This window comes from Blautia wexlerae DSM 19850, assembly GCF_025148125.1.
GTDB lineage: Bacteria > Bacillota > Clostridia > Lachnospirales > Lachnospiraceae > Blautia_A > Blautia_A wexlerae.
Window position 1 is genome coordinate 86,734 of sequence record NZ_CP102267.1, and the last position, 24,216, is coordinate 110,949.

Annotated in this window: 22 protein-coding genes and 1 other annotated feature; of the genes, 20 read left to right on the plus strand and 2 right to left on the minus strand. The window is 43.9% G+C overall.

Going from position 1 to position 24,216, the window contains the following annotated elements; all coding sequences use genetic code 11:
• Nucleotides 1-2 precede the first annotated feature (2 nt).
• The 3 genes from NQ550_RS00415 (at nt 3) to NQ550_RS00425 (ending at nt 2,908) form a co-directional block, all read left to right on the plus strand.
• Complete coding sequence (locus NQ550_RS00415; protein ID WP_025579017.1) at nt 3-1,397, plus strand: TrkH family potassium uptake protein; 1,395 nt, start codon at nt 3-5, stop codon at nt 1,395-1,397.
• 74 nt (nt 1,398-1,471) lie between these two features.
• Nucleotides 1,472-2,125 carry a potassium channel family protein gene (locus tag NQ550_RS00420; protein WP_022380134.1) on the plus strand — a complete coding sequence of 218 codons (654 nt, stop codon included), beginning with the start codon at nt 1,472-1,474 and terminating at the stop codon, nt 2,123-2,125.
• Nucleotides 2,126-2,134: 9 nt separating this feature from the next.
• Nucleotides 2,135-2,908, plus strand: coding sequence for a TrmH family RNA methyltransferase (locus NQ550_RS00425; RefSeq protein ID WP_025579019.1), 774 nt, complete (start codon nt 2,135-2,137; stop codon nt 2,906-2,908).
• A 133-nt stretch (nt 2,909-3,041) separates the two neighbouring features.
• Here NQ550_RS00425 and NQ550_RS00430 read toward each other — a convergent pair whose 3' ends face one another.
• A complete protein-coding gene (locus NQ550_RS00430; protein ID WP_025581337.1) occupies nt 3,042-4,256 on the minus strand; it encodes an IS110 family RNA-guided transposase in 1,215 nt (404 codons plus the stop codon).
• A gap of 284 nt (nt 4,257-4,540) precedes the next feature.
• Here NQ550_RS00430 and NQ550_RS00435 point away from each other — a divergent pair, with 284 nt between their 5' ends.
• The 17 genes from NQ550_RS00435 to NQ550_RS00515 all read left to right on the plus strand — a co-directional run bounded on the left by NQ550_RS00435 (nt 4,541) and on the right by NQ550_RS00515 (nt 22,432).
• A complete protein-coding gene (locus tag NQ550_RS00435) occupies nt 4,541-4,975 on the plus strand; it encodes an NfeD family protein (protein WP_008707795.1) in 435 nt (144 codons plus the stop codon).
• A gap of 2 nt (nt 4,976-4,977) precedes the next feature.
• A complete protein-coding gene (locus NQ550_RS00440) occupies nt 4,978-5,919 on the plus strand; it encodes an SPFH domain-containing protein (protein ID WP_008707794.1) in 942 nt (313 codons plus the stop codon).
• 36 nt (nt 5,920-5,955) lie between these two features.
• The gene (gene argF / locus NQ550_RS00445) at nt 5,956-6,957 is read left to right on the plus strand and encodes an ornithine carbamoyltransferase (RefSeq protein ID WP_008707793.1); all 1,002 of its coding nucleotides are present in this window, start codon (nt 5,956-5,958) and stop codon (nt 6,955-6,957) included.
• Nucleotides 6,957-7,760 carry a biotin--[acetyl-CoA-carboxylase] ligase gene (locus NQ550_RS00450; protein WP_025579897.1) on the plus strand — a complete coding sequence of 268 codons (804 nt, stop codon included), beginning with the start codon at nt 6,957-6,959 and terminating at the stop codon, nt 7,758-7,760. Before argF ends, NQ550_RS00450 begins: the two co-directional genes overlap by 1 nt.
• Nucleotides 7,761-7,798: 38 nt before the next feature.
• On the plus strand, nt 7,799-8,164 hold the full coding sequence (locus NQ550_RS00455; protein ID WP_008707791.1) for a DUF6145 family protein: 366 nt from the start codon (nt 7,799-7,801) through the stop codon (nt 8,162-8,164).
• A gap of 52 nt (nt 8,165-8,216) precedes the next feature.
• A complete protein-coding gene (dusB, locus tag NQ550_RS00460) occupies nt 8,217-9,176 on the plus strand; it encodes a tRNA dihydrouridine synthase DusB (RefSeq protein WP_025579898.1) in 960 nt (319 codons plus the stop codon).
• Between the two features lie 225 nt (nt 9,177-9,401).
• Complete coding sequence (gene greA, locus NQ550_RS00465; protein WP_008707789.1) at nt 9,402-9,884, plus strand: transcription elongation factor GreA; 483 nt, start codon at nt 9,402-9,404, stop codon at nt 9,882-9,884.
• A 248-nt stretch (nt 9,885-10,132) separates the two neighbouring features.
• Nucleotides 10,133-12,169 carry a lysine--tRNA ligase gene (gene lysS, locus NQ550_RS00470; protein ID WP_008707788.1) on the plus strand — a complete coding sequence of 679 codons (2,037 nt, stop codon included), beginning with the start codon at nt 10,133-10,135 and terminating at the stop codon, nt 12,167-12,169.
• Nucleotides 12,170-12,443: 274 nt separating this feature from the next.
• Complete coding sequence (locus NQ550_RS00475) at nt 12,444-13,985, plus strand: ABC transporter substrate-binding protein (RefSeq protein WP_025579900.1); 1,542 nt, start codon at nt 12,444-12,446, stop codon at nt 13,983-13,985.
• A 145-nt stretch (nt 13,986-14,130) separates the two neighbouring features.
• Complete coding sequence (locus NQ550_RS00480; RefSeq protein WP_025579901.1) at nt 14,131-15,144, plus strand: ABC transporter ATP-binding protein; 1,014 nt, start codon at nt 14,131-14,133, stop codon at nt 15,142-15,144.
• Entirely contained in the window at nt 15,137-16,048 is a 912-nt protein-coding gene (locus tag NQ550_RS00485) for an ATP-binding cassette domain-containing protein (protein ID WP_020993320.1), read from the plus strand. The genes NQ550_RS00480 and NQ550_RS00485 overlap by 8 nt, the downstream gene beginning before the upstream one ends.
• Nucleotides 16,048-17,052, plus strand: coding sequence for an ABC transporter permease (locus NQ550_RS00490; RefSeq protein ID WP_008707781.1), 1,005 nt, complete (start codon nt 16,048-16,050; stop codon nt 17,050-17,052). The genes NQ550_RS00485 and NQ550_RS00490 overlap by 1 nt, the downstream gene beginning before the upstream one ends.
• The gene (locus NQ550_RS00495; protein ID WP_008707779.1) at nt 17,049-17,936 is read left to right on the plus strand and encodes an ABC transporter permease; all 888 of its coding nucleotides are present in this window, start codon (nt 17,049-17,051) and stop codon (nt 17,934-17,936) included. Before NQ550_RS00490 ends, NQ550_RS00495 begins: the two co-directional genes overlap by 4 nt.
• A 100-nt stretch (nt 17,937-18,036) precedes the next feature.
• Nucleotides 18,037-19,719, plus strand: a complete 1,683-nt coding sequence (locus NQ550_RS00500) for a phospho-sugar mutase (RefSeq protein ID WP_008707777.1) — start codon at nt 18,037-18,039, stop codon at nt 19,717-19,719.
• A 215-nt stretch (nt 19,720-19,934) separates the two neighbouring features.
• Nucleotides 19,935-20,198 (plus strand): DUF1292 domain-containing protein, encoded by a 264-nt coding sequence (locus NQ550_RS00505; RefSeq protein ID WP_008707776.1) that lies wholly within the window; start codon nt 19,935-19,937, stop codon nt 20,196-20,198.
• Nucleotides 20,199-20,287: 89 nt separating this feature from the next.
• A complete protein-coding gene (locus tag NQ550_RS00510; protein WP_008707773.1) occupies nt 20,288-21,412 on the plus strand; it encodes a DUF362 domain-containing protein in 1,125 nt (374 codons plus the stop codon).
• 60 nt (nt 21,413-21,472) lie between these two features.
• Nucleotides 21,473-22,432, plus strand: coding sequence for a 3'-5' exonuclease (locus NQ550_RS00515; protein WP_008707772.1), 960 nt, complete (start codon nt 21,473-21,475; stop codon nt 22,430-22,432).
• Here NQ550_RS00515 and NQ550_RS00520 read toward each other — a convergent pair.
• A complete protein-coding gene (locus NQ550_RS00520; protein ID WP_008707771.1) occupies nt 22,403-23,638 on the minus strand; it encodes a D-alanyl-D-alanine carboxypeptidase family protein in 1,236 nt (411 codons plus the stop codon). The two genes, NQ550_RS00515 and NQ550_RS00520, sit on opposite strands and share 30 nt — an antisense overlap.
• A gap of 286 nt (nt 23,639-23,924) precedes the next feature.
• Nucleotides 23,925-24,160 (plus strand) — a binding site (T-box leader).
• The last annotated feature ends 56 nt before the right edge of the window (nt 24,161-24,216 follow it).

The window sequence follows — 24,216 nt, forward strand, 5'->3', positions numbered from 1 at the left end:
AAATGAATAAAAAGATGCAGTTATATAACAGACTGCATAAATTAAATACTGCTCAGATAATTACCCTCGGTTTTGCGGGGGTGATTATCTTAGGGGGATTACTTCTGTGGCTGCCGTTTTGTACGGCACCCGGATACCACACATCTTTTACAGATGCCATGTTTACCGCAACCACAAGTATATGTGTAACAGGGCTTGTGACAGTTGTTACGGCAACTCACTGGACTCTGGCAGGCAAGATTATTATTCTTGTCCTGATCCAGATCGGAGGTGTGGGACTGATTTCCCTGGGCAGTATTATTTTTATAAGTCTGAGAAAGAAAATATCGCTGAGGAACCGGCGTGTTATCCAGGAGTCCTATAATATGGACAGAATGGGTGGGATGGTCAGGCTGGTGAAGAAAGTTCTGATCTGTGTGTTTGGAGCAGAAGGAATCGGTGCAGTGTGTTATGCAGTTCGATTTATTCCGCAGTTCGGTCTGGCAAAAGGTCTGGGATACTCTGTTTTTACGGCAGTATCTGCATTCTGTAATGCTGGTATTGATCTGCTGGGAGAGGACAGCCTGGCTCAGTATGTTGCTGATCCGATCGTAAACTTTACAAGTGTAGGACTGATCATTATGTCAGGTCTTGGGTTTGTGGTCTGGTGGGATATCTGGGATAAGATCAAACGAGTCATCAGAGGGAAACTTCCTGTGGGACGTGTGTTTAAAAATCTTCGTCTTCACAGTAAGATTGTGTTGATGATGACGCTGATACTTGTTGTGGGCGGTACAGTACTGATCTTTCTGTTTGATCATGGAAATCCGGAAAGTATTGGGACATATTCGCCGGGAACGAAGTGGATGGCATCTTTGTTCCAGTCAGTTACCACAAGAACAGCTGGATTTTTCACTGTAAGCCAGGAGAGATTTTCCAATGCAACTTATATGCTGTGCCTGATATTGATGTTGATCGGCGGTTCCCCTATGGGAACAGCAGGTGGAATTAAGACAACAACAGTTGCGGTCCTTCTGCTGAGTCTGAAATCCAATCTTCAGGGAAAACGGGATGTGGAAGTACACCACAGGAGAATCAGAGACAGCTATATCCGTTCTGCAATCGTAGTGACAGGTATGGTACTTACAGTACTTATTCTCATGAGTATGCTGTTGTGTGCAGCCATGCCGGAAGCACCTATAGAAGATGTTGTTTATGAAATTACATCTGCGGTTGCAACGGTAGGACTTAGCAGAGGGCTGACACCCTGCCTGAATACAGCAGGCAAATGGATCGTGATCCTGACTATGTATCTGGGAAGAATCGGTCCGCTGACTCTGGGAACTGCAGTGACTGTACGTGTACAGAAAATGCCGGCAGATTCACATCTGGCAGAAGAAGATATTATGATCGGATAGTAACGGTTCGGCAGTCAGGCGGATATTCGCAGAGGATAACGAATACATGTTCAGAAAGAGAAATGAGGAAGAAAATGAAGAACAAATCTTATGCAGTGATTGGTCTTGGGCAGTTCGGGATGACGGTAGCCCTTACTCTGGCAGAGGCGAACTGCGATGTACTTGCCATTGACGATAAAGATGATAATGTGCAGGACATCGCAGAGAAAGTTTCCTATGCTGTCAAGGCAGATGTGCGTGATCCGGGAATTCTGGAATCGCTTGGAGTTCAGAACGTAGATGTTGCGGTCATCGCAGTAGCCGAGAATATGGAGGCCAGTATTACAGCAACCATGCAGGTGAAAGAACTTGGAGTTCCTTTTGTCATGGCAAAGGCAATGAATTCTCTTCATGGCAGGATACTGGAGAAAATAGGGGCAGATAAGGTGATTTATCCTGAACATTCCATGGGTATCAGAGTTGCAAGAAATCTTCTCTCCAGTGGATTTGTCGATATGTTTGAGCTTTCTTCTGATTTCAGTATGGCAGAATTTAAGATCCCGCGGGAATGGATAGGAAAAACACTTCGGGAGCTGAAGGTCAGGGAAAAGTATAACATCAATCTGATCGGTCTGAAGCATGGCGACAAGATGAATATGAATGTGGCGCCGGATGAAGTGTTTCCGGCAGACTGCACAGTTGTTGCAGCAGGAGCAAACAGTGACCTGAATAAGGTTTCGGAAAATTGAGGATAAGATATGATCACCAGTGTAAATAACGGACAGGTAAAAAATATCATACAGCTGAACCAGAAAACAAAAGCCCGCAGAGAACAAGGGCTTTTTGTTGCAGAAGGAAGAAAAATGTTCGGCGAAGCACCGAGGGATTGGATCTCGAAGGTGTATGTATCAGAAGCTCTCAGCGGTGATGCAGAACTGATGGCTCAGGTGGAGAAACTTCCATATGAAATAGTAACAGATTCTGTTTTTCGACAGATGAGCGATACGCAGACGCCGCAGGGAATTATGACAGTGCTTAAGAAACCTTCCTATATAATGGAAGATATTCTCGGCGGGAAAAATCCGCTGGTTATGATTCTGGAAGATCTGCAGGATCCGGGAAATGCGGGAACTATTCTCCGTACAGGAGAGGGTGCCGGAGTAAGCGGAGTTCTTCTGACAAAGACCTGCGTGGATATCACAAACCCGAAGGTTATACGATCAACCATGGGTTCTGTCTACAGAATGCCTTTCCTATATGTGGAAAGTGTGGTATCATTAGCACAGGAACTGAAAGACAGAAATATCCGCACATTTGCGGCGCATCTGCATGGTAAGAACTCTTATGATCAGGAATCCTACACAGGAGGAACTGCTTTCCTGATTGGCAATGAGGGAAAAGGACTGACAGATGAAGCGGCAGACAGTGCTGATTGTCTGATACGGATTCCTATGTGTGGAAAAGTAGAATCTCTGAATGCTGCCATGGCATCCGGAATTCTCATGTATGAAGCTGCTCGTCAGAGACGATAGCAGACGAAAGCCTGCTAATAAAAAGTCAAGTGTTTTTTTGAAGAAAATTTCAAAAATCCGATTTGATATTTTGTGCATAACTTTTAAGCCGCCAGAAATGCCGGCTTTGAAAGTGGTGATATAGAAAAGGGTGTTATTCTGTCTGTTCTAAGTTCCGCAGACATTCTTTGACTTTACCATAGTAAATGCGTAAGAACTTATTCGCTCCGGCTGTCATGTAGACATAGTAAGGCTTTCCCTGAGACCGTTTTTTGTCAAGAAAACGGTACACCGGATCGGCTTCAGGAGCATTTTGCAACAAGGTTGTCATGATCTGAAACAATGTTTTGCGCAGCCTTGCGGATCCGACCTTTGAAGCCCTGTTGCTCTTTGACTTGTGCTGGCCGGATTCATCAACACCGGGGTCTACGCCCGCAAAGGCGGTCAGTGCTTCCCTGTGGGTAAACCGGGATACATCGCCGATCTCAGCGATGAGCTGGGGACCATAGGTTTTCCCAACGCCATAGATGCCCATTACGGTGCTGTATTCTGGAAGTGTGGATGCCAGTTCGTTCATTTCCCTGCGGAGTCGTTCTACATGTTCGGAGGCAAGATTTAACTGCTGGATGCTTTGCTGGATCAACAGCTTATAAGTCTTCTCCTTTGGAAAGACGGCAACCAACTCCTTCGAGGCATTAAACAGTTTTTCTGGCTTGTCCTGCTGAAAGATATAGTGGTGCTTCTTACAGAAAGACATGTAGCGTTCTGTAAATGCCTTTAACCCAATCTTGCGGACACAATCCGCATGCCAGAAAGAATAAGCATAGTCAACCCATTTTTCACTCCCGTCCTCACGGGTGGGGCTGTCAAAGAGTTTGTTTACACCAGGATAAGTATTATCCAACAGTGCAATCAGATTTGCTTTTGCGGCAACCTTTTGTTTCATAAAGAAGCTGAATTGAGAGTTTAAAGTTTTTAACTGAGTACGTGTATTGTCCATACCTGAATATTGGCGCAGTTCCGTCCAGTTGTCAAGCGTATAGCGGGCAATTTTGCGGGCATCCGCCGGATCCGATTTCACCTTGCGCAGGGAGTTGTTGCCAAAGTTTTTAATCAGGTGAGGATTTACAATGGAAATAAACAATCCAGCCTCGGATAGAGCCTTTATCATAGGCTCATGATATCTACCCGTACACTCCATAACGATCTTTGTGGTGCCGTCTAATGAACTCAAATAATCTGCCAGTTCATTGAGGTTTTGGGATGTGTGGGAGACATCAAAGGGCTTGCGGATCACAGTGCCGCCAGGCTGCAGGACTGCAACGGTGCTTTTACCCTTTGAAACATCAATACCTACTGCGTTGTACATTCTACGTACCTCCAAAAGTGAATTTGCATGGATTCCAGCATTTCTCATTGCCTATTCAATCTCCTGGGGTATCAAACGAACGTGAAGTAGTAGTTCAACCTGCATAAATCGAACGGCTGCAATGACAGGCTGGCTGACAGGCTTTCGTACGGACGCCAATGGTCCTAGGAGGTGTCGTCAGACCGATGCCTAATCATTATACAGCTTAAACAATGAGAGGATTAAGTCCCAACTGGCTGTTGGGTACTGAAACCCTACACTTATATATTAGGAGGAGGAGTTTCATGCAGCCTTTGATCTGGCTTGGGATTCTTGCGTTATTGCTTGTTGTAGAGGCAATTACGGCAGGACTGACCACCATCTGGTTTGCCGGCGGCGCACTGGTCGCTGCTATTGCATGTTATGCAGGAGCGAACCTCACTGTACAGATATTGCTGTTTCTGTGTGTTTCATTGGTACTTCTCATCTTTACCAGACCACTGGCAATGAAGTACTTCAACAAAGAAACCATACAGACCAATGCAAACAGTCTGATTGGAAAGAAAGCAGTTGTGATTCAGGAGATTGACAATCTGGCGCAGACAGGCCAGGTTCGTATCAATGACATTGAATGGACTGCACGTTCTGCTGATGACGAAAAAATCGGCGAAGGCACCGTTGTAACGATCGAAGAGATCCGAGGTGTGAAACTTATCGTAAAACAGAATAAGGAGGATTAGTTATGGGCGTGGTTTTTCTGATAGTTATTATCGTTATTGCGGTATGGGTCCTTGCATCCTGCGTCCGCATTGTACCACAGGCATATGCAGTAATCCTGGAACGTCTGGGAGCTTATCAGGCAACCTGGAGTACAGGAATTCACTTCAAGGTTCCGTTTATTGAACGAGTAGCCAGAAAGGTAAATCTGAAGGAACAGGTAGTGGATTTTCCACCGCAGCCGGTTATCACAAAGGATAACGTAACCATGCAGATCGATACTGTCGTATTCTTTCAGATCACAGATCCGAAGCTTTATACTTACGGTGTGGAGAATCCGATCATGGCAATCGAGAATCTGTCCGCAACAACATTAAGAAATATTATCGGTGACATGGAACTGGATGAGACACTTACATCACGTGAGACGATCAATACTAAGATGAGAGCTTCTCTTGATGAAGCTACTGATCCATGGGGAATCAAGGTCAATCGTGTGGAACTGAAGAACATTATTCCTCCGGCAGCTATCCAGGATGCAATGGAGAAACAGATGAAAGCTGAGCGTGAACGTCGTGAAGCAATCCTGATCGCAGAAGGTCAGAAGAAATCTACGATCCTTGTTGCAGAAGGTAAGAAGCAATCCGCAATTCTGGATGCAGAAGCTGAGAAACAGGCAGCAATCCTCCGCGCAGAGGCTCAGAAAGAGCGTATGATCAAGGAGGCAGAAGGACAGGCTGAGGCAGTTCTGAAAGTTCAGAATGCCAATGCAGAGGGTATCCGCATGATCAGAGAGGCAGGAGCAGATGAGGCAGTTCTGACACTGAAGAGTCTGGAAGCATTTGCCAGGGCAGCAGACGGTAAGGCAACCAAGATCATTATTCCGTCGGATATTCAGGGAATCGCAGGTCTGGCAAGTTCGCTGAAAGAGATCGTCACTGATCCGAAAGCGGAGACAGACAAATAACAAAAGAGAATAAATGACATCGGGGAGAGAATTATTATGAACTTAAAAGGAAGAAACTTTCTGACACTGAAAGACTTTACACCGGAGGAGATCACATATCTTATTGATTTATCCGCAGAACTTAAAGCAAAGAAGAAAGCCGGCGAGCTTCACGAATATTACAGAGGCAAAAATATTGCACTTATTTTTGAAAAAACAAGTACAAGAACCCGCTGCTCTTTTGAGGTAGCTGCCCATGATCTTGGAATGGGAAGCACATACCTGGATCCGACAGGTTCTCAGATCGGTAAGAAAGAAAGCATTGCAGATACAGCAAGAGTTCTGGGAAGAATGTATGATGGTATCGAATATCGTGGATTTGGTCAGGAAGTCGTAGAAGAGCTTGCAAAACATGCAGGTGTTCCGGTATGGAATGGCCTTACGAACGAATATCATCCGACACAGATGATCGCTGATATGCTGACAATCCGTGAGCATTTCGGAGATTTAAAAGGACGTAAGCTTGTATACATGGGTGATGCCCGCTACAACATGGGTAATTCCCTGATGATTGCCTGCACAAAACTTGGCATGCATTTCGTAGCCTGCACAACTAAGAAATATTTCCCGAATGCAGAGTTAGTTGCTCAGTGCGAGGAATATGCAAAAGCATCCGGCGGAAGCATCACTCTGACAGAGGATGTTCAGGAAGGAACAAAGGATGCAGACGTTATCTATACAGACGTATGGGTATCTATGGGTGAGCCGGATGAGGTATGGACAGAGAGAATCCATGATCTGACACCTTATAAAGTAACAAAGGACGTTATGAAGAACGCAGGAGAGAAAGCAATCTTCCTTCACTGTCTGCCTGCATTCCATGACCTTAAGACAAAGATCGGCAAGGAAATGGGCGAGAGATTCAATCTGACAGACATGGAAGTAACAGACGAAGTATTTGAATCTGAGCAGTCCAAAGTGTTTGATGAGGCAGAGAACCGTATGCATACCATCAAAGCTGTTATGGTAGCAACATTAGGAGAGCCGGAGAACAAATAATGGCACATCTGTATAATGAAGAAACAATTTCACAGGCGATAGACACAAAATGGGCGGGCAAAACCGTCCATTTTGCAAAAGAAACAGATTCTACCAATTCATGGATCAAGCGTCTGGCAAAAGATGGTGCAGAGCATGGAACTCTGGCAGTTGCGGAATTCCAGTCTGCGGGAAGAGGGCGTTTTGACAGAAAATGGGAAGCGCCGGAGGGCAGCTCTATTATGATGACACTGCTCTTACGTCCGGAATTTTCACCGCAGTATGCGTCTATGCTGACACTGGTTATGGGAATGGCAGTGGCACAGGCAGCAGAGGAACTGGGGTTTAACGTAAGTATTAAATGGCCCAATGATATTGTGATCTCTAAGAAGAAAATCTGTGGTATCCTGACCGAGATGGGAACAAATGGTGTGAAGATCAATTATGTTCTCATCGGAGTAGGAATCAATGTAAACCTGAAAGAATTTCCGGAAGAGATGCAGGACAAAGCGACTTCACTGATTCTGGAGGGCGGTCATGAATATGACAGAAATCAGGTGATTGCACTGGTGATGAAATATTTCGAGATCAACTATGAGAAATTTATCCAGACCTGTGATTTTACTCATCTGCTGGATGATTACCACAGAATCCTTGCAAATCTGAACCAGCCGGTCAGAGTGATCGATGGTGACAGAAGTTTCGAAGGAATCTGCAGGGGGATTGATGAAAAAGGTGAACTGCTTGTGGAAAGGCAGAATAAAGAAGTTGTGAAAGTCAGCGCAGGAGAGGTTTCGGTGCGTGGGCTTTACAGCTATGTATAAAGATTCTGAATAATTTCGAAAGAGGGAAACAGTAATTTATGTATCAGGACAACATTACTCTCTGCGGCGCAAGCGCCTATGAGAAGAAATTTTATTTTAATCAGGATTTCAATGCACTTCCGGATCATGTGAAGAAAGAGCTTCAGATCATGTGTGTTCTTTACACAGAGGATGTAGGAGGAATCCTGACTCTGGAATTTGACGAAAACGGCAGACTTCAGTTTAAAACAGAAGCTCTGGAAGCAGATGCCCGCTACGATGAGATCGGAAGCGGACTGAAGATCAAACAGCTTCAGCAGGACAAGAAAGAACTTCTGGAATCTCTGGAAATGTATTATAAAGTATTCTTTCTCGGAGACATCCCGGAAGAAGAACTGAAGAAAACATCGGGCAGTGAGGACTGAATCCATGCAGACAAGGAATGAGCCGGTACAGGCAAGAGAACCATTCATGAAGATGCAGTGGAAAATAGGAAACGTACAAATTGATAATCCGTTTGTTCTTGCACCAATGGCAGGTGTCACAGACCTGCCATTTCGAACGCTCTGTAAAGAGCAGGGGGCCGGACTGATCTGTATGGAAATGATCAGTGCAAAAGCGATTTCTTTTCACAATAAAAACACTATTGCCCTGATGGAGATTGATCCATGTGAGCACCCGGTTTCCATGCAGCTTTTTGGCAGTGAACCGGATCTTATGGCAGAGGTTGCGAAATCCATTGAGGACAGAGATTTCGATATCCTGGACATCAATATGGGATGCCCTGTGCCGAAGGTTGTCAATAACGGTGAGGGATCTGCATTGTTGAAGAACCCGAATCTGATTGAAGAGATCGTTCGAAAAGTATCATCTGCAATCAGTAAACCGTTGACTGTCAAGGTGCGAATCGGATTTGAGAATGAACCGGTAGATATTGTTGAGATCGCGAAACGTATTGAGGATGCGGGAGCAGCAGCACTTGCAGTGCATGGGCGCACCAGACAGCAGTACTATTCCGGCACTGCAGACTGGGATACGATCCGCAGGGTAAAAGAAGCGATTACCATTCCTGTAATTGGAAACGGAGATGTAGATTCTCCGCTGAAAGCAGAAGCACTGGTGAAACAGACCGGATGTGATGCTGTTATGGTGGGACGTGCAGTAAGGGGAAATCCCTGGTTGTTCCGCGAACTGAACCATTATTTCCGGACAGGAGAACTGTTGGAACGTCCGTCTGTAGAGGAAATACGTGAAATGATCCTGCGTCATGCCAGAAAACAGATTGAATTAAAAGGGGAATTCGTAGGAATCCGTGAGATGCGTAAACACGTTGCCTGGTATACTGCAGGCATGCGTCACAGCGCAGGACTCAGAAGAGAGTCAAACACCATAGAAAGTTATGAAGCGCTGGAGGCGCTTTTATCAAGATTACAATAAAAGTTAAAACCATGTGAAATGAGAAATATAAACAATAGCAAAGGCGCTCGGAATGCTTGACAATCCGGGTGCTTTTTTGTATAATACAGAAATTGTGAATATCCTAGAATAAGTCTGCCCTTTTTCAGGTATGATGTATCAGGAAGCACATAAATCCATGTAGTGATCCGGGGCGAAAAGAAACGCAGAAGACTATACCGGATGTTGAAAGGGAGTAAGGTTATTATGGAAGAAAAGAAAAACTTACTAACTTATGCAGGACTTAAAAAATTAGAAGAAGAGCTGCATGATTTAAAGGTAGTAAAGAGAAAAGAAGTAGCAGAGAAAATTAAGGAAGCCAGAGAACAGGGCGACTTATCTGAGAATGCGGAATACGATGCAGCGAAAGACGAACAGAGAGACATTGAAGCACGTATCGAAGAAATCGAGAAGATCTTAAAGAATGCTGAAGTTGTTGTAGAGGACGAAGTAGATCTGGACAAGATCAGCGTTGGATGTAAGGTTAAAGTACACGATTTTGAATTCGAAGAAGACATCGAGCTGAAGATCGTAGGTTCCACAGAGGCTAACAGCCTTGAAGGCAAAATCTCCAACGAATCTCCCGTAGGAAAAGCACTTATCGGTGCGCATACAGGTGATGTAGTAGAAGTAGAGATGCCGGCAGGAATCATGAAATACAAAGTTCTGGAGATCCAGAGAAACGTATAAGAGACAGATGACTGAGGTGCGCGTAGAGATTTATCATGCAAAGGCATAACGCGCACCTTTCTCTGACTATATAAGCAGATAATAAGAAGACAATAAGAAGTTTGTTATTTCTTATTTTTGTCTGTATATCTGATAAATTGATATTTGAAAATACAGGATTCTGTTGAATGGAATCTTCTGTTACATCTAATATCACATGGAAATGTAGAACAAATAATAATTATACAAGTATATAAGGAGGAACCAAGGTGGCACAGCAGAAGCAGGAACAGGATTTAAACCAGTTACTGAAGGTACGTCGCGATAAACTGGCAGATCTTCAGGCTAATGGAAAAGACCCATTTCAGATCACAAAGTTTAACCAGACTCATCACTCAATGGAAGTGAAGAGTCTTTATGAAGCACATGAGGCAGAACTTCTCAAAGATCGTGCAGAAGTAGATGTAACAGGTCTTGATGAAGAACAGGCAAAGGAAGCTGTTAAGAAAGATTATGAAGAGAGAAGAGAAATCATGGACGCAAGCCCGATCCACGTAGCGATCGCAGGCCGTATGATGTTCAAGAGAGTTATGGGTAAGGCTTCTTTCTGCAATATCCAGGATTTACAGGGAAATATTCAGGTATATGTAGCAAGAGATGCGATCGGAGCAGATTCTTATGCAGATTTTAAGAAATCCGATATCGGTGATATCTTCGGACTGGAAGGTTTTGCATTCAGAACAAGAACAGGTGAGATTTCTATCCATGCAGAAAGCATGACTCTTCTTTCCAAGAGCTTACAGATTCTTCCTGAGAAATTCCATGGACTGACAGATACAGATATGCGTTATCGTCAGAGATATGTAGACCTTATCATGAATCAGGACAGCAAGAACGTATTTATCAAACGTTCCCAGATTCTGAAAGAAATCCGTAACTTCCTTGCAGACCGTGACTTCATGGAAGTGGAAACTCCGATGCTGGTTGCAAATGCAGGCGGTGCTGCAGCAAGACCGTTTGAAACTCATTATAATGCACTGAACGAAGATGTTAAGCTTCGTATTTCTCTTGAACTTTATCTGAAGAGACTGATCGTTGGTGGTCTTGAGAGAGTTTATGAGATCGGACGTGTATTCCGTAATGAAGGTGTAGATACCCGTCATAATCCGGAGTTTACTCTGATGGAGCTTTATCAGGCATATACAGATTATGAAGGCATGATGGAACTGACTGAGTCTATGTTCCGTTATCTGGCAGAGAAGGTTTGTGGTTCTGCGAAGATTTCCTACAATGGTATCGAGATCGACCTCAGCAAACCTTTTGAACGTCTGACCATGAATGATGCGATCAAGAAATATGCAGGAATTGACTTTGATGAAGTTGCAGATGATGAAGCAGCTAAGAAGCTTGCAGATGAGCATCATATTGAATATGAAGAACGTCATAAGAAGGGTGATATCATCAACCTGTTCTTCGAGGAATACTGTGAAAAAGAACTGATCCAGCCAACCTTTATCATGGATCATCCGATTGAGATTTCTCCGCTGACAAAGAAGAAACCTTCTGATCCGAATAAGGTAGAGCGTTTCGAGCTGTTCATTAATACATGGGAAATGTGTAACGCATATTCCGAGCTCAATGACCCGATTGACCAGAGAGAGCGTTTCAAAGCACAGGATGCTCTTGCTGACGCAGGAGATGAGGAAGCAAACCACACAGATGAAGACTTCCTGAATGCACTGGAGATCGGTATGCCGCCTACAGGTGGTATCGGATACGGAATCGACCGTCTGGTTATGCTGCTTACAGACAGCCAGGCAATCCGTGACGTACTGCTGTTCCCGACAATGAAGTCCCAGGGCGCTGCTAAGAACGAAGCAAACAACGTTGCGCAGGCTAAAACGGTTTCAGAAAAGCCAGTTGAGAAGATTGATTTTTCAAAGGTAGAAATCGAACCATTGTTCAAAGATGAGGTAGATTTTGAGACTTTCAGCAAGTCCGATTTCCGTGCAGTAAAGGTAAAAGAGTGTGTCGCAGTGCCGAAGTCAAAGAAACTTTTACAGTTTACTCTGGATGATGGAACAGGCGTAGAACGTACCATTTTAAGCGGTATTCACGCATTCTACGAACCAGAAGAACTGGTAGGTAAGACACTTATAGCTATCACAAATCTGCCACCTAGAGCAATGATGGGAATTGAATCTTGTGGAATGTTACTTAGTGCAATCCATGAAGAAGAGGGCGAAGAAAAACTTCATCTTCTGATGGTAGATGACCATATTCCGGCTGGTGCAAAATTATATTAATATCAGGACACTTCGCTTTTAGTGAAATACTAAAGGCGGAGTGTTATTTATATTATAGGAAATTACTCTGTAATGTTCCTATAATATAAATAACACTCCGGGCAGGATCGCACTGCGATGGAGAGTAATGATACGGCTGCAGGTATGCCATATATGGCATATATAAGGCACAAAAAGGAATATGTCAATATCCCCCCGCAGGGCTTACTGATGTCAGAATTGTCTGATATCATAAAAGCCAGTTACCAATAAAGAAAAAGCGAGGGAACATGAAATGAAAAAGGGTTTATTGACAATGGCCGGAGTGCTTCTGACTGTATCACTGGTCAGTGCCGGAACAACAGTGCCTGTACTGGCAGAGGAAGAAACAACACTGGTATACGGAAGCGGAGATTATACCAGGATCAATCCTGCTATGGATGAACATGGAGAGATCAATATTCTGATCTTCAACGGTTTAACTGCACATGACGGAGATAATCAGGTAGTTCCGGGACTGGCAGAGAGCTGGGATTTTGATGATGAAACCAATACTTATACATTCCATATGGCAGAAGATGCCAAGTGGCAGGACGGCGAACCTGTGACAGCAGAGGATGTTAAATTTACTATTGAAGCGATCATGGATCCGGAAAATGGTTCTGAGAATGCACCCAACTACGAGGACGTAGAAGAGATCAATGTGATTGATGATCATACGGTTGCGTTCAAGCTTGAGGACAAAAACGTTGCATTCCTTGACTATATGACAATGGCAGTTCTTCCTAAGCATCTGCTTGAGGGAGAAGATATGCAGACTTCTGACTTCTTCCGTAACCCGGTAGGAACAGGTCCATACAAGATTGAATCCTGGGATGAGGGACAGGCGATCACACTGGTTAAGAATGAAGATTATTTCAAGGGTGAGCCTTCCATCGATAAAATTGTATTCAAGATCGTACCGGATGACAATGCGAAAGCACTTCAGTTAAAATCCGGAGAACTTGATCTGGCATTATTAACACCAAAGGATGCAGCTGCTTTTGCAGATGATGAGGCATATACATGCTACGATATGAAGACTTCTGATTATCGTGGAATCATGTTTAACTTTGGAAATGAATACTGGCAGAAAAACCGTGATCTGATCCCGGCAGTATGCTATGGGCTTGACCGTCAGGCGATCATCGACGCAGTTATCCTTGGACAGGGAATGCCGGCTTATGGACCTCTTCAGAGAAATATCTACAATTATGAAGATGTAGAGCATTATGATTACAATCCTGAAAAAGCAAAAGAAATTCTGGAAGCTGCAGGATGCGAGATGGGTGATGACGGATTCTATTATCGTGACGGCGAAAAAGTGGGATTTGTAATCAGCGTAAGTGCAGGAGATCAGGTACGTATTGATATGGCTCAGATCGCAGCACAGGAACTGAAAGAGATCGGCATGGATGTATCAGTAGAGATCCCTGCACAGACAGACTGGGCAGGACAGATGGCATTCCTGATCGGATGGGGAAGCCCATTTGACGCTGACGACCATACATACAAAGTATTCGGAACAAATAAGGGAGCAAACTACTCCGGCTATTCTAATGCAGACGTTGACAAGTATCTGACAGAAGCAAGACAGTCAGCTGATCCGGAAGTTCGTGCAGAAGCCTATGCTAATTTCCAGAAAGCTCTGGCAGAGGATCCGGCTTATGCAATGATCTGCTATATTGATGCCAACTATGTTGCTGACAGCAATATTAAAGGAATTGATCCTGATACAATTATGGGACATCATGGAGTTGGAATCTTCTGGAATGTAGCAGACTGGACTATTGAATAATAAAATGATATCAGGGTCAAAAGGTCAAAAAGCCATTCATGCTTGCGCCATAAGACCTTTGACTCTAACATCATAAAAAAGATAAAGGTTGTGACGGGGGCACTAAAGGTGCCCCCTTTTTACACGAGCGGAAAAAGGATTAAAAATGGAACATTTATTAGAGGTTAAAAATCTTTCAGTCAGCATTGACGGTCCTGTCGGAGAAGTCCAGGCAGTAAGAGATGTGTCTTTTTCATTAAAAAAGGGAGAGGTGCTGGCCATAGTCGGAGAATCCGGATGCGGGAAGAGTGTGCTTTGCAAAAGTATCATGAAGCTTTTGCCTCCAAGTGCAAAGATTAAAGAGGGCAGCATCTGTGTGAACGGACAGGATATCACCTGTTACAGGGAAAAGGAGATGCAGAAACTGCGTGGAAGAGTTTTTTCTATGATCTTTCAGGATCCTATGACATCCTTGAATCCAACTATTAAAATTGGAAAACAGATTGGGGAAGCAGTGGTGATCCACAATAAGAACTACACGAAGGAACAGGTAAATAAGAAGGTTCTGGAACTGATGGAACTGGTAGGTATCTCCCATCCAAAGGAACGATATCATCAGTATCCGTGGCAGTTCTCCGGAGGAATGCGTCAGAGATGTGTTATGGCCATCGCTCTGGCAGCAGATCCGGATATTTTATTTGCAGATGAACCAACTACTGCACTGGATGTGACCATACAGGCACAGATTCTGGATCTTCTGCGGGAAATACAGATGAAGCTTGGAACAGCTACCATACTGGTATCCCATGATCTGGGAGTGGTTGCACGTGTGGCAGACAGAGTGGCAGTCATGTATGCAGGCAAGATCGTAGAGATCGGTACAGCAGAGGAAGTGTATTATGATCCCAGACATCCATACACATGGGGGCTGATGAGATCACTGCCTGCATTTGCAAATGGAAAAGAAAGCCTGTACACTATCCCCGGCATGCCTCCTACTTTGATAGATCCGCCGAAAGGTGATGCTTTTGCATGTAGAAACGAATATGCCCTGAATATTGATTATGAAGAAATGCCGCCTATGTTTAAGATAACAGATACTCATTATGCGGCAACCTGGCTGCTGGATCCAAGAGCACCGCAGATCAAATCACCTATGGGAGGAATCGTCCATGAGTAAAGAAATTTTATTGGATGTCAGGCATCTGACTCAGCAGTTTCATCTGACAAAAAAGATCAAGGTAAAGGCTGTAGATGATGTCTCATTTCAGATCCATAAAGGTGAGATCTTTGGTCTGGTAGGGGAATCTGGTTCAGGAAAGTCCACAGTTGCCAGATGTCTGATGAATATATATCAGCCGGCTCAGGGAGAAATCTGGTATAAAGATGTAAATATCTGCGACAAAAAGGAATTTAAAAAGCATAAAAAAATGCTGCAGACCCGCCGCCAGATGATATTCCAGGATTCCGCATCCAGTCTGAACCAGAAAATGAAGGTGTCAGATATTATTACGGAACCAATGAGAATCCAGCATATCACACCTCCGAGAGGAAGCTTTGTGAAGGAAGCTGCTTTTCAGATGGAATATGTAGGACTTGAGAACAGTTTCCTGGACCGTTATCCATCTGAATTATCAGGGGGACAGAGACAGCGAGTGGCCATAGCCAGATCTCTGTGTATGGAACCGGAATTTCTGGTGGCTGATGAACCGATAGCTTCCCTGGATGTGTCCATACAGGCACAGATCGTCAATCTGTTCCGTCATCTGCAGGAGGAGCATGGATTTACATTTCTGTTTATAGCTCATGACCTGGCTATGGTTGAGTATCTCTGTGACCGTGTGGGAGTTATGTATCATGGAAAACTGGTAGAACTGGCGCCATCAGAAGAATTGTATTCCAATCCGGTGCATCCTTATACAAAAACATTGCTGTCTGCAATTCCTGTTCCTGACCCGATCAGGGAGAGAAAAAGAGTTCTGCAGTACTATGATGGCGAAGGAATGGAAAACAGCGTGTGGACAGAAGTGTCACCCGGACATTTTGCAATGCTTCCGGCTGAAGGAAAGGGGTGCAGTATATAATGAGACAAAAAAAGTTAGTCTACTATGGTAAAAAATGCCTGATATTCCTGATCTCAGTATTTATATTGTCTGTAGCTGTATTTTATGTAGCCCGTCTTGCACCGGGAGATCCGCTGATCTCCTATTATGGTGACCGTACAGAGAAGATGAGTCCGGAAGAACGTGAATGGGCTATGGGAAAACTGGGATTGAACGAACCGATTTCTGTGCAGTATGTGAAGTGGGTAAAAAATGCCTTTCATGGAGAATTTGGAATTTCATTTAAATATAAACAGGATGTGGTAGAAGTGATCGGCGGCCGTATTGGCAATACACTTGTACTTGGAGGAATCGGATTTATCATTATGTTTGCCGGAGCCTTGCTCCTGGGAATCCTGTGTGCCTGGTACGAAAACCGGCTGGCAGACCGGATCCTGTGTAAGCTGGGAACCATATCCAGTTGTATTCCTGAGTTTTGGATGGCTCTGGTCCTGATCCTTGTTTTTTCCGTAAATCTTAAGATCCTGCCAAGCAGTGGAGCTTACAGTACAGGAAATGCAGGAGATATCGGTGACAGAGTGCTGCATCTGATCATGCCTCTGACCATCGTGGTCATGGAGCATTTATGGTATTATGCTTACATGATCCGAAATAAGATCCTTGAAGAGGTTCGCGCAGATTATGTACTTTTGGCAAAGGCAAAAGGCCTGGATAAGAAAAAGCTTATGTTCAGACATTGTGTCCGAAATGTAATGCCTGCTTATCTGAGTATTATGGCCATTGCAGTCCCCCATGTACTTGGAGGAACCTATGTGGTAGAAAGTGTATTCTCTTATCCCGGAATCGGAGCTCTGTCCTATGAGAGTGCCAGATATCATGATTACAATCTGCTGATGCTGCTTTGTATGATGTCAGGAATCCTGGTTATTTTCTGTAATATCGTCAGTCAGACTATTAATGAACAGATAGATCCCCGTATGAAGGATGAAGTAATAACCGAGAAATCGGAGGTAGTAGAAGGATGACCAATCATTTATTTGAACTGGCAGGAAACAGAAAGACAGAAACCGTAATTCCCAAATCAAAGAAAAAGTGGTATCAGGGAAAACCCGTTGTTTCAGCAGCAATCCTGATTCTTATCGTACTGGGCTGCCTGTGTGCGGAACTGATCATGACAAAGGATCCTGCTTATATGGATCTGTTAAACTATAATAAAGCTCCTGACAGGGAGTTCCTTTTTGGAACAGATACTATGGGAAGGGATATTTTTTCCATGATTTGGTATGGAGGAAGAATCTCGATCTTGATCGGTGGATTAGCCACAGTTATTTCTACTTTTATTGCAGTGGTAGTCGGTGCCTTCAGTGGAGTGGCACCTGCCTGGCTTGATGAACTGATCATGAGATTTACAGAAATATTCTTAAGTATACCAACTCTGCTCCTGATCATTTTGCTGCAGGCTATTATGGGAGATGCAAATATCCTGAGTCTGTCCTTTGTGATCGGTGTGACCAGCTGGACCAGTATTGCGAAAGTAGTACGCACAGAGGTACGGCAGATACGAAACAGTGAGTATATCATCGCTGCAAGATGTATGGGAGCGGGATTCTTCCGTATTTTGTGGAAGCATCTGGTGCCGAACTTTTTCTCATCCATTATGTTTATGGTAGTCATGAATGTAAGAACTGCAATGATCTCTGAAGCTACTTTAAGCTTTATGGGCATTGGACTTCCCATAGAGGTTATCACATGGGGAAGTATGCTGTCTCTGTCAGATAAGGCATTAATGACAGGTTCCTGGTGGATCATTCTGATCCCCGGACTTTTCCTGATCACCACAGTGCTCTGCCTGACCAATATAGGAAACGCCTGCAGAGAGCGGACAAACAGAAAAGAAAGTAATTTTTAAAATTTGATTGAAATCTCGCTGTCTTGTTGCTGATTTGTCTGATTTATGATATTATGGAAATATCTTAAAAAATCTAAAAAATAAGGCAGGAGTGGTCAAAATGTATCAGGAAGAATACAAACGTTGGTTGGCAGCAGATCTGCAGGATGCGGATCTTAATCCGGAATTATCCAAAATCGAAGGAAATGACGAAGAGATCAAAGATCGTTTCGCAGTAGCGCTGAAATTCGGAACTGCCGGACTTCGCGGAGTACTTGGAGCCGGAACCAACCGTATGAATATTTATGTAGTTCGCCAGGCAACACAGGGACTTGCGAACTGGGTAAAAACACAGGGCGGTAATCAGACAGTAGCCATCAGCTATGACAGCCGTCTTAAGAGTGATGTATTTGCAAAAACAGCAGCAGGCGTACTGGCGGCAAATGATATCAATGTCAGAATTTATGACGCACTGATGCCTGTACCTGCACTTTCCTTTGCAACACGTTACTATGAATGCAATGCAGGTATTATGGTAACAGCATCCCACAACCCGGCTAAGTACAACGGATACAAAGCATACGGTCCTGACGGATGCCAGATGACAGACGATGCAGCTGCCATTGTATATGAAGAGATCCAGAAAACAGACGTACTTACAGGTGCGAAATATATGTCCTTCGCAGAAGGCGTAGAACAGGGAAAGATTCGTTTTGTAGGAGATGACTGCAAGCAGGCTCTCTATGAAGCTATCGAATCCCGTCAGGTTCGTCCGGGTCTCTGCAAGACAGCAGGACTGAAACTGGTTTACAGCCCGTTAAACGGATCAGGACTTGTACCTGTAACTCAGGTATTAAAAGATATCGGAATCACAGATATCACAATCGTTCCGGAACAGGAATATCCGAACGGATACTTCACAACCTGCAGCTATCCGAACCCGGAAATCTTTGCAGCTCTGGAGCTTGGATTAAATCTCGCAAAAGAAACAGGTGCAGACTTAATGCTTGCAACTGATCCGGATGCAGACCGTGTTGGTATCGCAATGAAATGCCCGGATGGTTCCTATGAACTGGTAACAGGTAATGAGGTAGGTGTACTCCTTCTTGACTATATCTGTGCAGGCCGCATTGAAAAAGGCACAATGCCAAAGAACCCGGTAGCAGTGAAATCCATTGTTTCCACACCACTTGCAGATGCAGTGGCAGAGCACTATGGAGTAGAACTCAGAAGCGTACTTACAGGATTCAAGTGGATCGGCGATCAGATCGCACAGCTTGAAGCAGCAGATGAAGTAGACAGATTTATCTTCGGATTTGAAGAGAGCTACGGATACCTTGCAGGACCATATGTACGTGACAAGGATGCTGTTATCGGATCTATGCTGATCTGTGAAATGGCTGCATATTACAGAAGTATAGGAAGTTCCCTGAAACAGAGAATGGAAGAGATCTATGCACAGTACGGACGTTACCTGAATAAAGTAGACAGCTTCGAATTCCCGGGATTAAGCGGAATGGATAAGATGTCAGCTCTGATGCAGGGACTTCGTGACAAACCTCTCACAGAGATCGCAGGTCATACTATAGTAAAAGTAACAGATTACCAGAAACCGGAAGAAACAGGACTTCCTGCAGCAAACGTACTGATCTACAAGCTGGATAACGGCGAGACAGTAGTTGTCCGCCCATCCGGAACAGAACCAAAGATCAAAATCTATTACACAACTCTCGGCAAGAATCTGGAAGAGGCAGAAGCTGAGAAAGAAAAGCTTGCAGAAGCATTAAAACCGATTATGGCATAAGCAATTGTAAGCAGAACTGAATAAAATATACCAAACCGGAAAGGCTGTGCTCATTGGAGGTGCAGTCTTTCTTTTTGTAACCCGCAGGGGCCTTACTGTTACTGTGAACGGAGTGAACAGTAACGACTTACTTGATTCGGTTAAATAGGATTGATATAATTAACACTCTTTGCTACAATAAAAAACAGCGAAAATAAGAATAAGACTGCTTATGAATGAAAGGAAAACATACTATGGAAGAATATGAAGTAATCAGCATTCCGGTATCTGACGGAACAGAACGGGATTTTGCAATCATGGATACCTTTGAATTTGAAGGACAGGGATATCTGGCAGTTTCTCTGATCGAAGGAGATGAGATCCAGGAAGGCGTTTACATTTACCGTTACCACAATGCAGAAGATGGAGATGTTGTGGTAGAGCAGATCACTTTGCCTGCAGAATACAAAAGGGTGACAAAATTTTACGAACAGATGTAAGCAAAAAAATATCTCGAAAAGAACCTGCATCTTGTGATAAAATAAAAAAGAAAATCAAATTTTGATCAATAAAAACAGGAGGAAAAACGATGGAAAAATCAACCGTTTATTTTACTGATTTCAGATGTCCGGTTGGCACCAGCCAGCTTGATAAATTGAAGAAACTCTGCGTTACAGCCGGAATCAAAGACATTGATATGGATGGAAAATTCGTGGCTATTAAAATGCATTTCGGAGAACTTGGCAATCTGGCTTTCCTGCGCCCGAATTACGCAAAAACAGTAGCTGATCTCTGTAAAGAGCAGGGAGGACTTCCGTTCCTCACAGACTGCAACACTCTTTATCCGGGAAGCCGTAAGAATGCACTGGAGCATCTGGAGTGCGCAAATCTCAACGGATTTAACAGCATTTCAACAGGATGCCAGATCATCATCGGTGATGGCTTACGCGGTACAGACGAAGTAGAAGTACCGGTAGTTAACGGTGAATATTGTCAGACTGCACTGATCGGACATGCGATCATGGATGCAGATATTTTTATCAGCTTAAGCCACTTCAAAGGACATGAAGCAACCGGCTTCGGCGGTGCACTGAAGAATATCGGAATGGGATGCGGAAGCCGCGCAGGTAAGATGAAACAGCATGCCAGCGGAAAACCTGCAGTAAATGAAGAACTCTGCCGCGGATGCCGTCGCTGTGCGAAAGAGTGCGGAAGTGATGCGATTACATATCCGAATAAAAAAGCAGTCATTGATTATGATAAATGTAAAGGCTGTGGCCGTTGTATCGGAGCCTGCGGTTTTGATGCAGTATACAATCCAAACAGCAGTGCGAATGAACTTCTTGACCGTAAGATGGCAGAATATGCACAGGCAGTCTGTCATGGCCGTCCGCATTTCCATGTAGCACTTGTTCAGGATATCAGCCCGAACTGTGACTGCCATGGCGAAAATGATGCACCAATCCTTCCTGATATCGGAATGTTTGCAAGCTTTGACCCGGTTGCTCTGGACCAGGCCTGCGCAGATGCCTGTCTGAAAGCAACTCCGATCGAGAACAGCCAGCTTGGAGAACATCTGGCAAAACCTGACTGGCATTGCCACCACGACCATTTCAAAGATTCCAACCCGAACATTGAATGGCAGGCAACACTGGATCAGGCAGAGAAGATTGGTCTGGGAACCAGACAGTATGAACTGAAGATTGTGAAATAATATGTCTATCAGCAGTGGAAAATAAATGCGAAAAAGTAATAAACAAAAAGGACCGGATGAATGAACTATATTGTCTTTGACCTGGAATGGAATCAGAATCCTTCGGGAAAGAAAACACGTAACGACAGGCTTCCATTTGAGATTATCGAGATTGGGGCTGTAAAAGTAAACAGCAAAAAAGAAATAACGGATCATTTTCACCGACTGATCAAACCACAGGTCTATAAATGGATTCATGACAGCATCCATGAGGTAATTCATGTAGATTATAAAGATCTTATGAAAGGAGTGCCCTTTGAGCAGGCAGTCAGGGAATTTATTGACTGGTGCGGAGAAGACTGGTACTTTTTTACCTGGGGAAATCAGGACGTGATGGAACTTCAGAGAAATATGAAGTTCTATGGCCTGCTGGATCTGCTTCCCGGACCTGTGACCTATTATGATGTGCAGAAACTATACAGTATCAGTTATGATGACGGTACACACAGGTGTGCATTGGAGCATGCGATCGATGAGCTGAAAATAGAGAAATCCAGGGGATTTCACCGGGCGCTTGCAGATGCCTGGTATACAGCGAAAGTCCTGGAGAAAATAAATAACATAATCATCATCAATCATCCGTCACTGGATGTTTACCAGAATCCAAAGAAGAAAAAAGACGAGATACATATTTCCTATCCGGATCATGACAAATATGTATCCAGAGAATTTGCCACAAGAGAGCGAATCATGAAAGACCGCGAGGTGACCAGCACCAGATGTCCGGTCTGTCATCTGCCTGCAAAGCGCAAACTCCGATGGTTTATGAATAATCCAAAGGTTTATTACAGCATATCCAATTGTGAAGAACATGGGCTGATAAGAGGCAAGATCCGCATCCGAAAAACAGAAGATGAGAAATATTTCGCTGTGAAGACATTGCGTTTCACAGATACAGAAGAAGCAGAGGAACTTCGTGAAAGAAAAGAAGTCCTCCGCCTCAGGCGAAAACTAAAAAGAAGCGTTGAGAAGGAAATCTGAAAGGATTTCCTTTTCATATTGCATTCCATATCCGACCATATGGCCGTCTAAATAATATTTACTTTTAATTCGCTTTGGACCGACAGAATTGTTCAGAAGTTTCTGCTTCTTTACAAGCTGGCTCACATCGGTTCCTGTGGGGACAGTTACGTACACATGCCTCATATAATAGAAGGAACACAGATTATTCCAGTCCTTTAACAGGTGCTTTTCGCATGGGAGAAATACTGCCGGTACCGGATCGGTATCTATATTCAAGTCTACTTTTTCAAAATTGTCGAAGCCGTAATCCAGCAGAGAAGTTGTGTCAGGAAAAGCACCGTTTGTAGAATTCAGCACAACTGCAATGAGAATGGAATTTCCTCTCTTGGCATAGGTGACAAGCGTACTTCCCGCTGCATCGGTGTATCCGGTCTTTCCTCCCAGAACCCCATCGTATGCATAAGACTGTCCGGGCATCATCTTATGGTGATTGAGAAGATAACGGGTTTCAGACTGCTTATTAGTCGGAGGAATCTCATAAACCTGTGTGGTCACAAATTTACGGAATCTGGGATTATACCAGGCTGCCTTTGCAATCTTCATCATATCACCTGCGGTGGTATAATGCGTCTCATCCGGAAGACCATTTGGATTATTAAAATGGGTGTTCTTACAGCCAAGCTGAGCTGCCCTCTGGTTCATCAGTTCAACAAACTTCTTTACAGAACCGCTTGTTTTTTCTGCCAGAGCAAGAGCCATCTCATTGGCGGATTCCAGCATCAGAGCCATCAGGGCCTGCTCTACTGTGAAAACTTCTCCTGTTTCTGCATAAATGCTGGAGCTTCCGGCCTCAATCCCATAAGCCGCTTCCTGCGACATGGTGATCGTATCGTCCATATTCAGATATTCACAGGCCAGAAGAGCGGTCATGATCTTAGTGATACTGGCGGGATATAGCTTATCCTTGGCATTCTTGGAATAAAGAATAGTATCAGTGACTGCATCCATCAGCACTGCGGACTGTCCCTCGATATTAGGACCTGTGGGCCATCCTTTGACAGAATCGATATCTGAGGCCTGTGAATAGGTTTCTGAATGACCGGCTTCAGGAGTGGCAGAGGTCTCGGCAGCGTAAGTGACTGCAGGCTGGGAGGTCAGAATCCCTGCACAAAGCATTCCGGTGAGGAAACGTTTCATTAATTTATGAAATTTTGTTTTAAACATTTGAAATTACCCTTCATTAAATATACATAGTAGTTGCTTTCCATATCCTAGTACATCGTTTTAAATGACGTTCGGACAAAATATTCTACCTTATTATATCATTAATTACAATGCCTGTGTAAAATTTATATGATAGTATGTTAACAGTGTGTTACTGTTCGGGAGTTTGACAGTAACCAGTGTTATTAAACAGTAACAGGATTACCCTAATATTCAAAAAAATACTTGACACAGTGAATTTTGTGACCTTATAATGAATCCGCATAGTTAAATAAATGATATGTCCACAAAAACGTTGATGGAGAGAGTAACTGCAGAGGAAAGCAGACAGCGAACCGGGGAGGGTGTGAGTCCGGTGGTGAGTAAATGCAGTGAAGATCACTCCGGAGTTGCAGCTCTGAAGGGTGTACAGACAGGTAAGAGCTGACGGAAATCCCCGTTAAAAGATTCATGTATCGGCAGAGGATGCCCGTACAATGTAACAGGTGGTATAGCGAACGTCAATAAACCTTCGTCCTTTTACAAAAGGGCGATTTTTTTATGGGCTTATTTTCGTTCTTAAAGGACACTGGAAATAT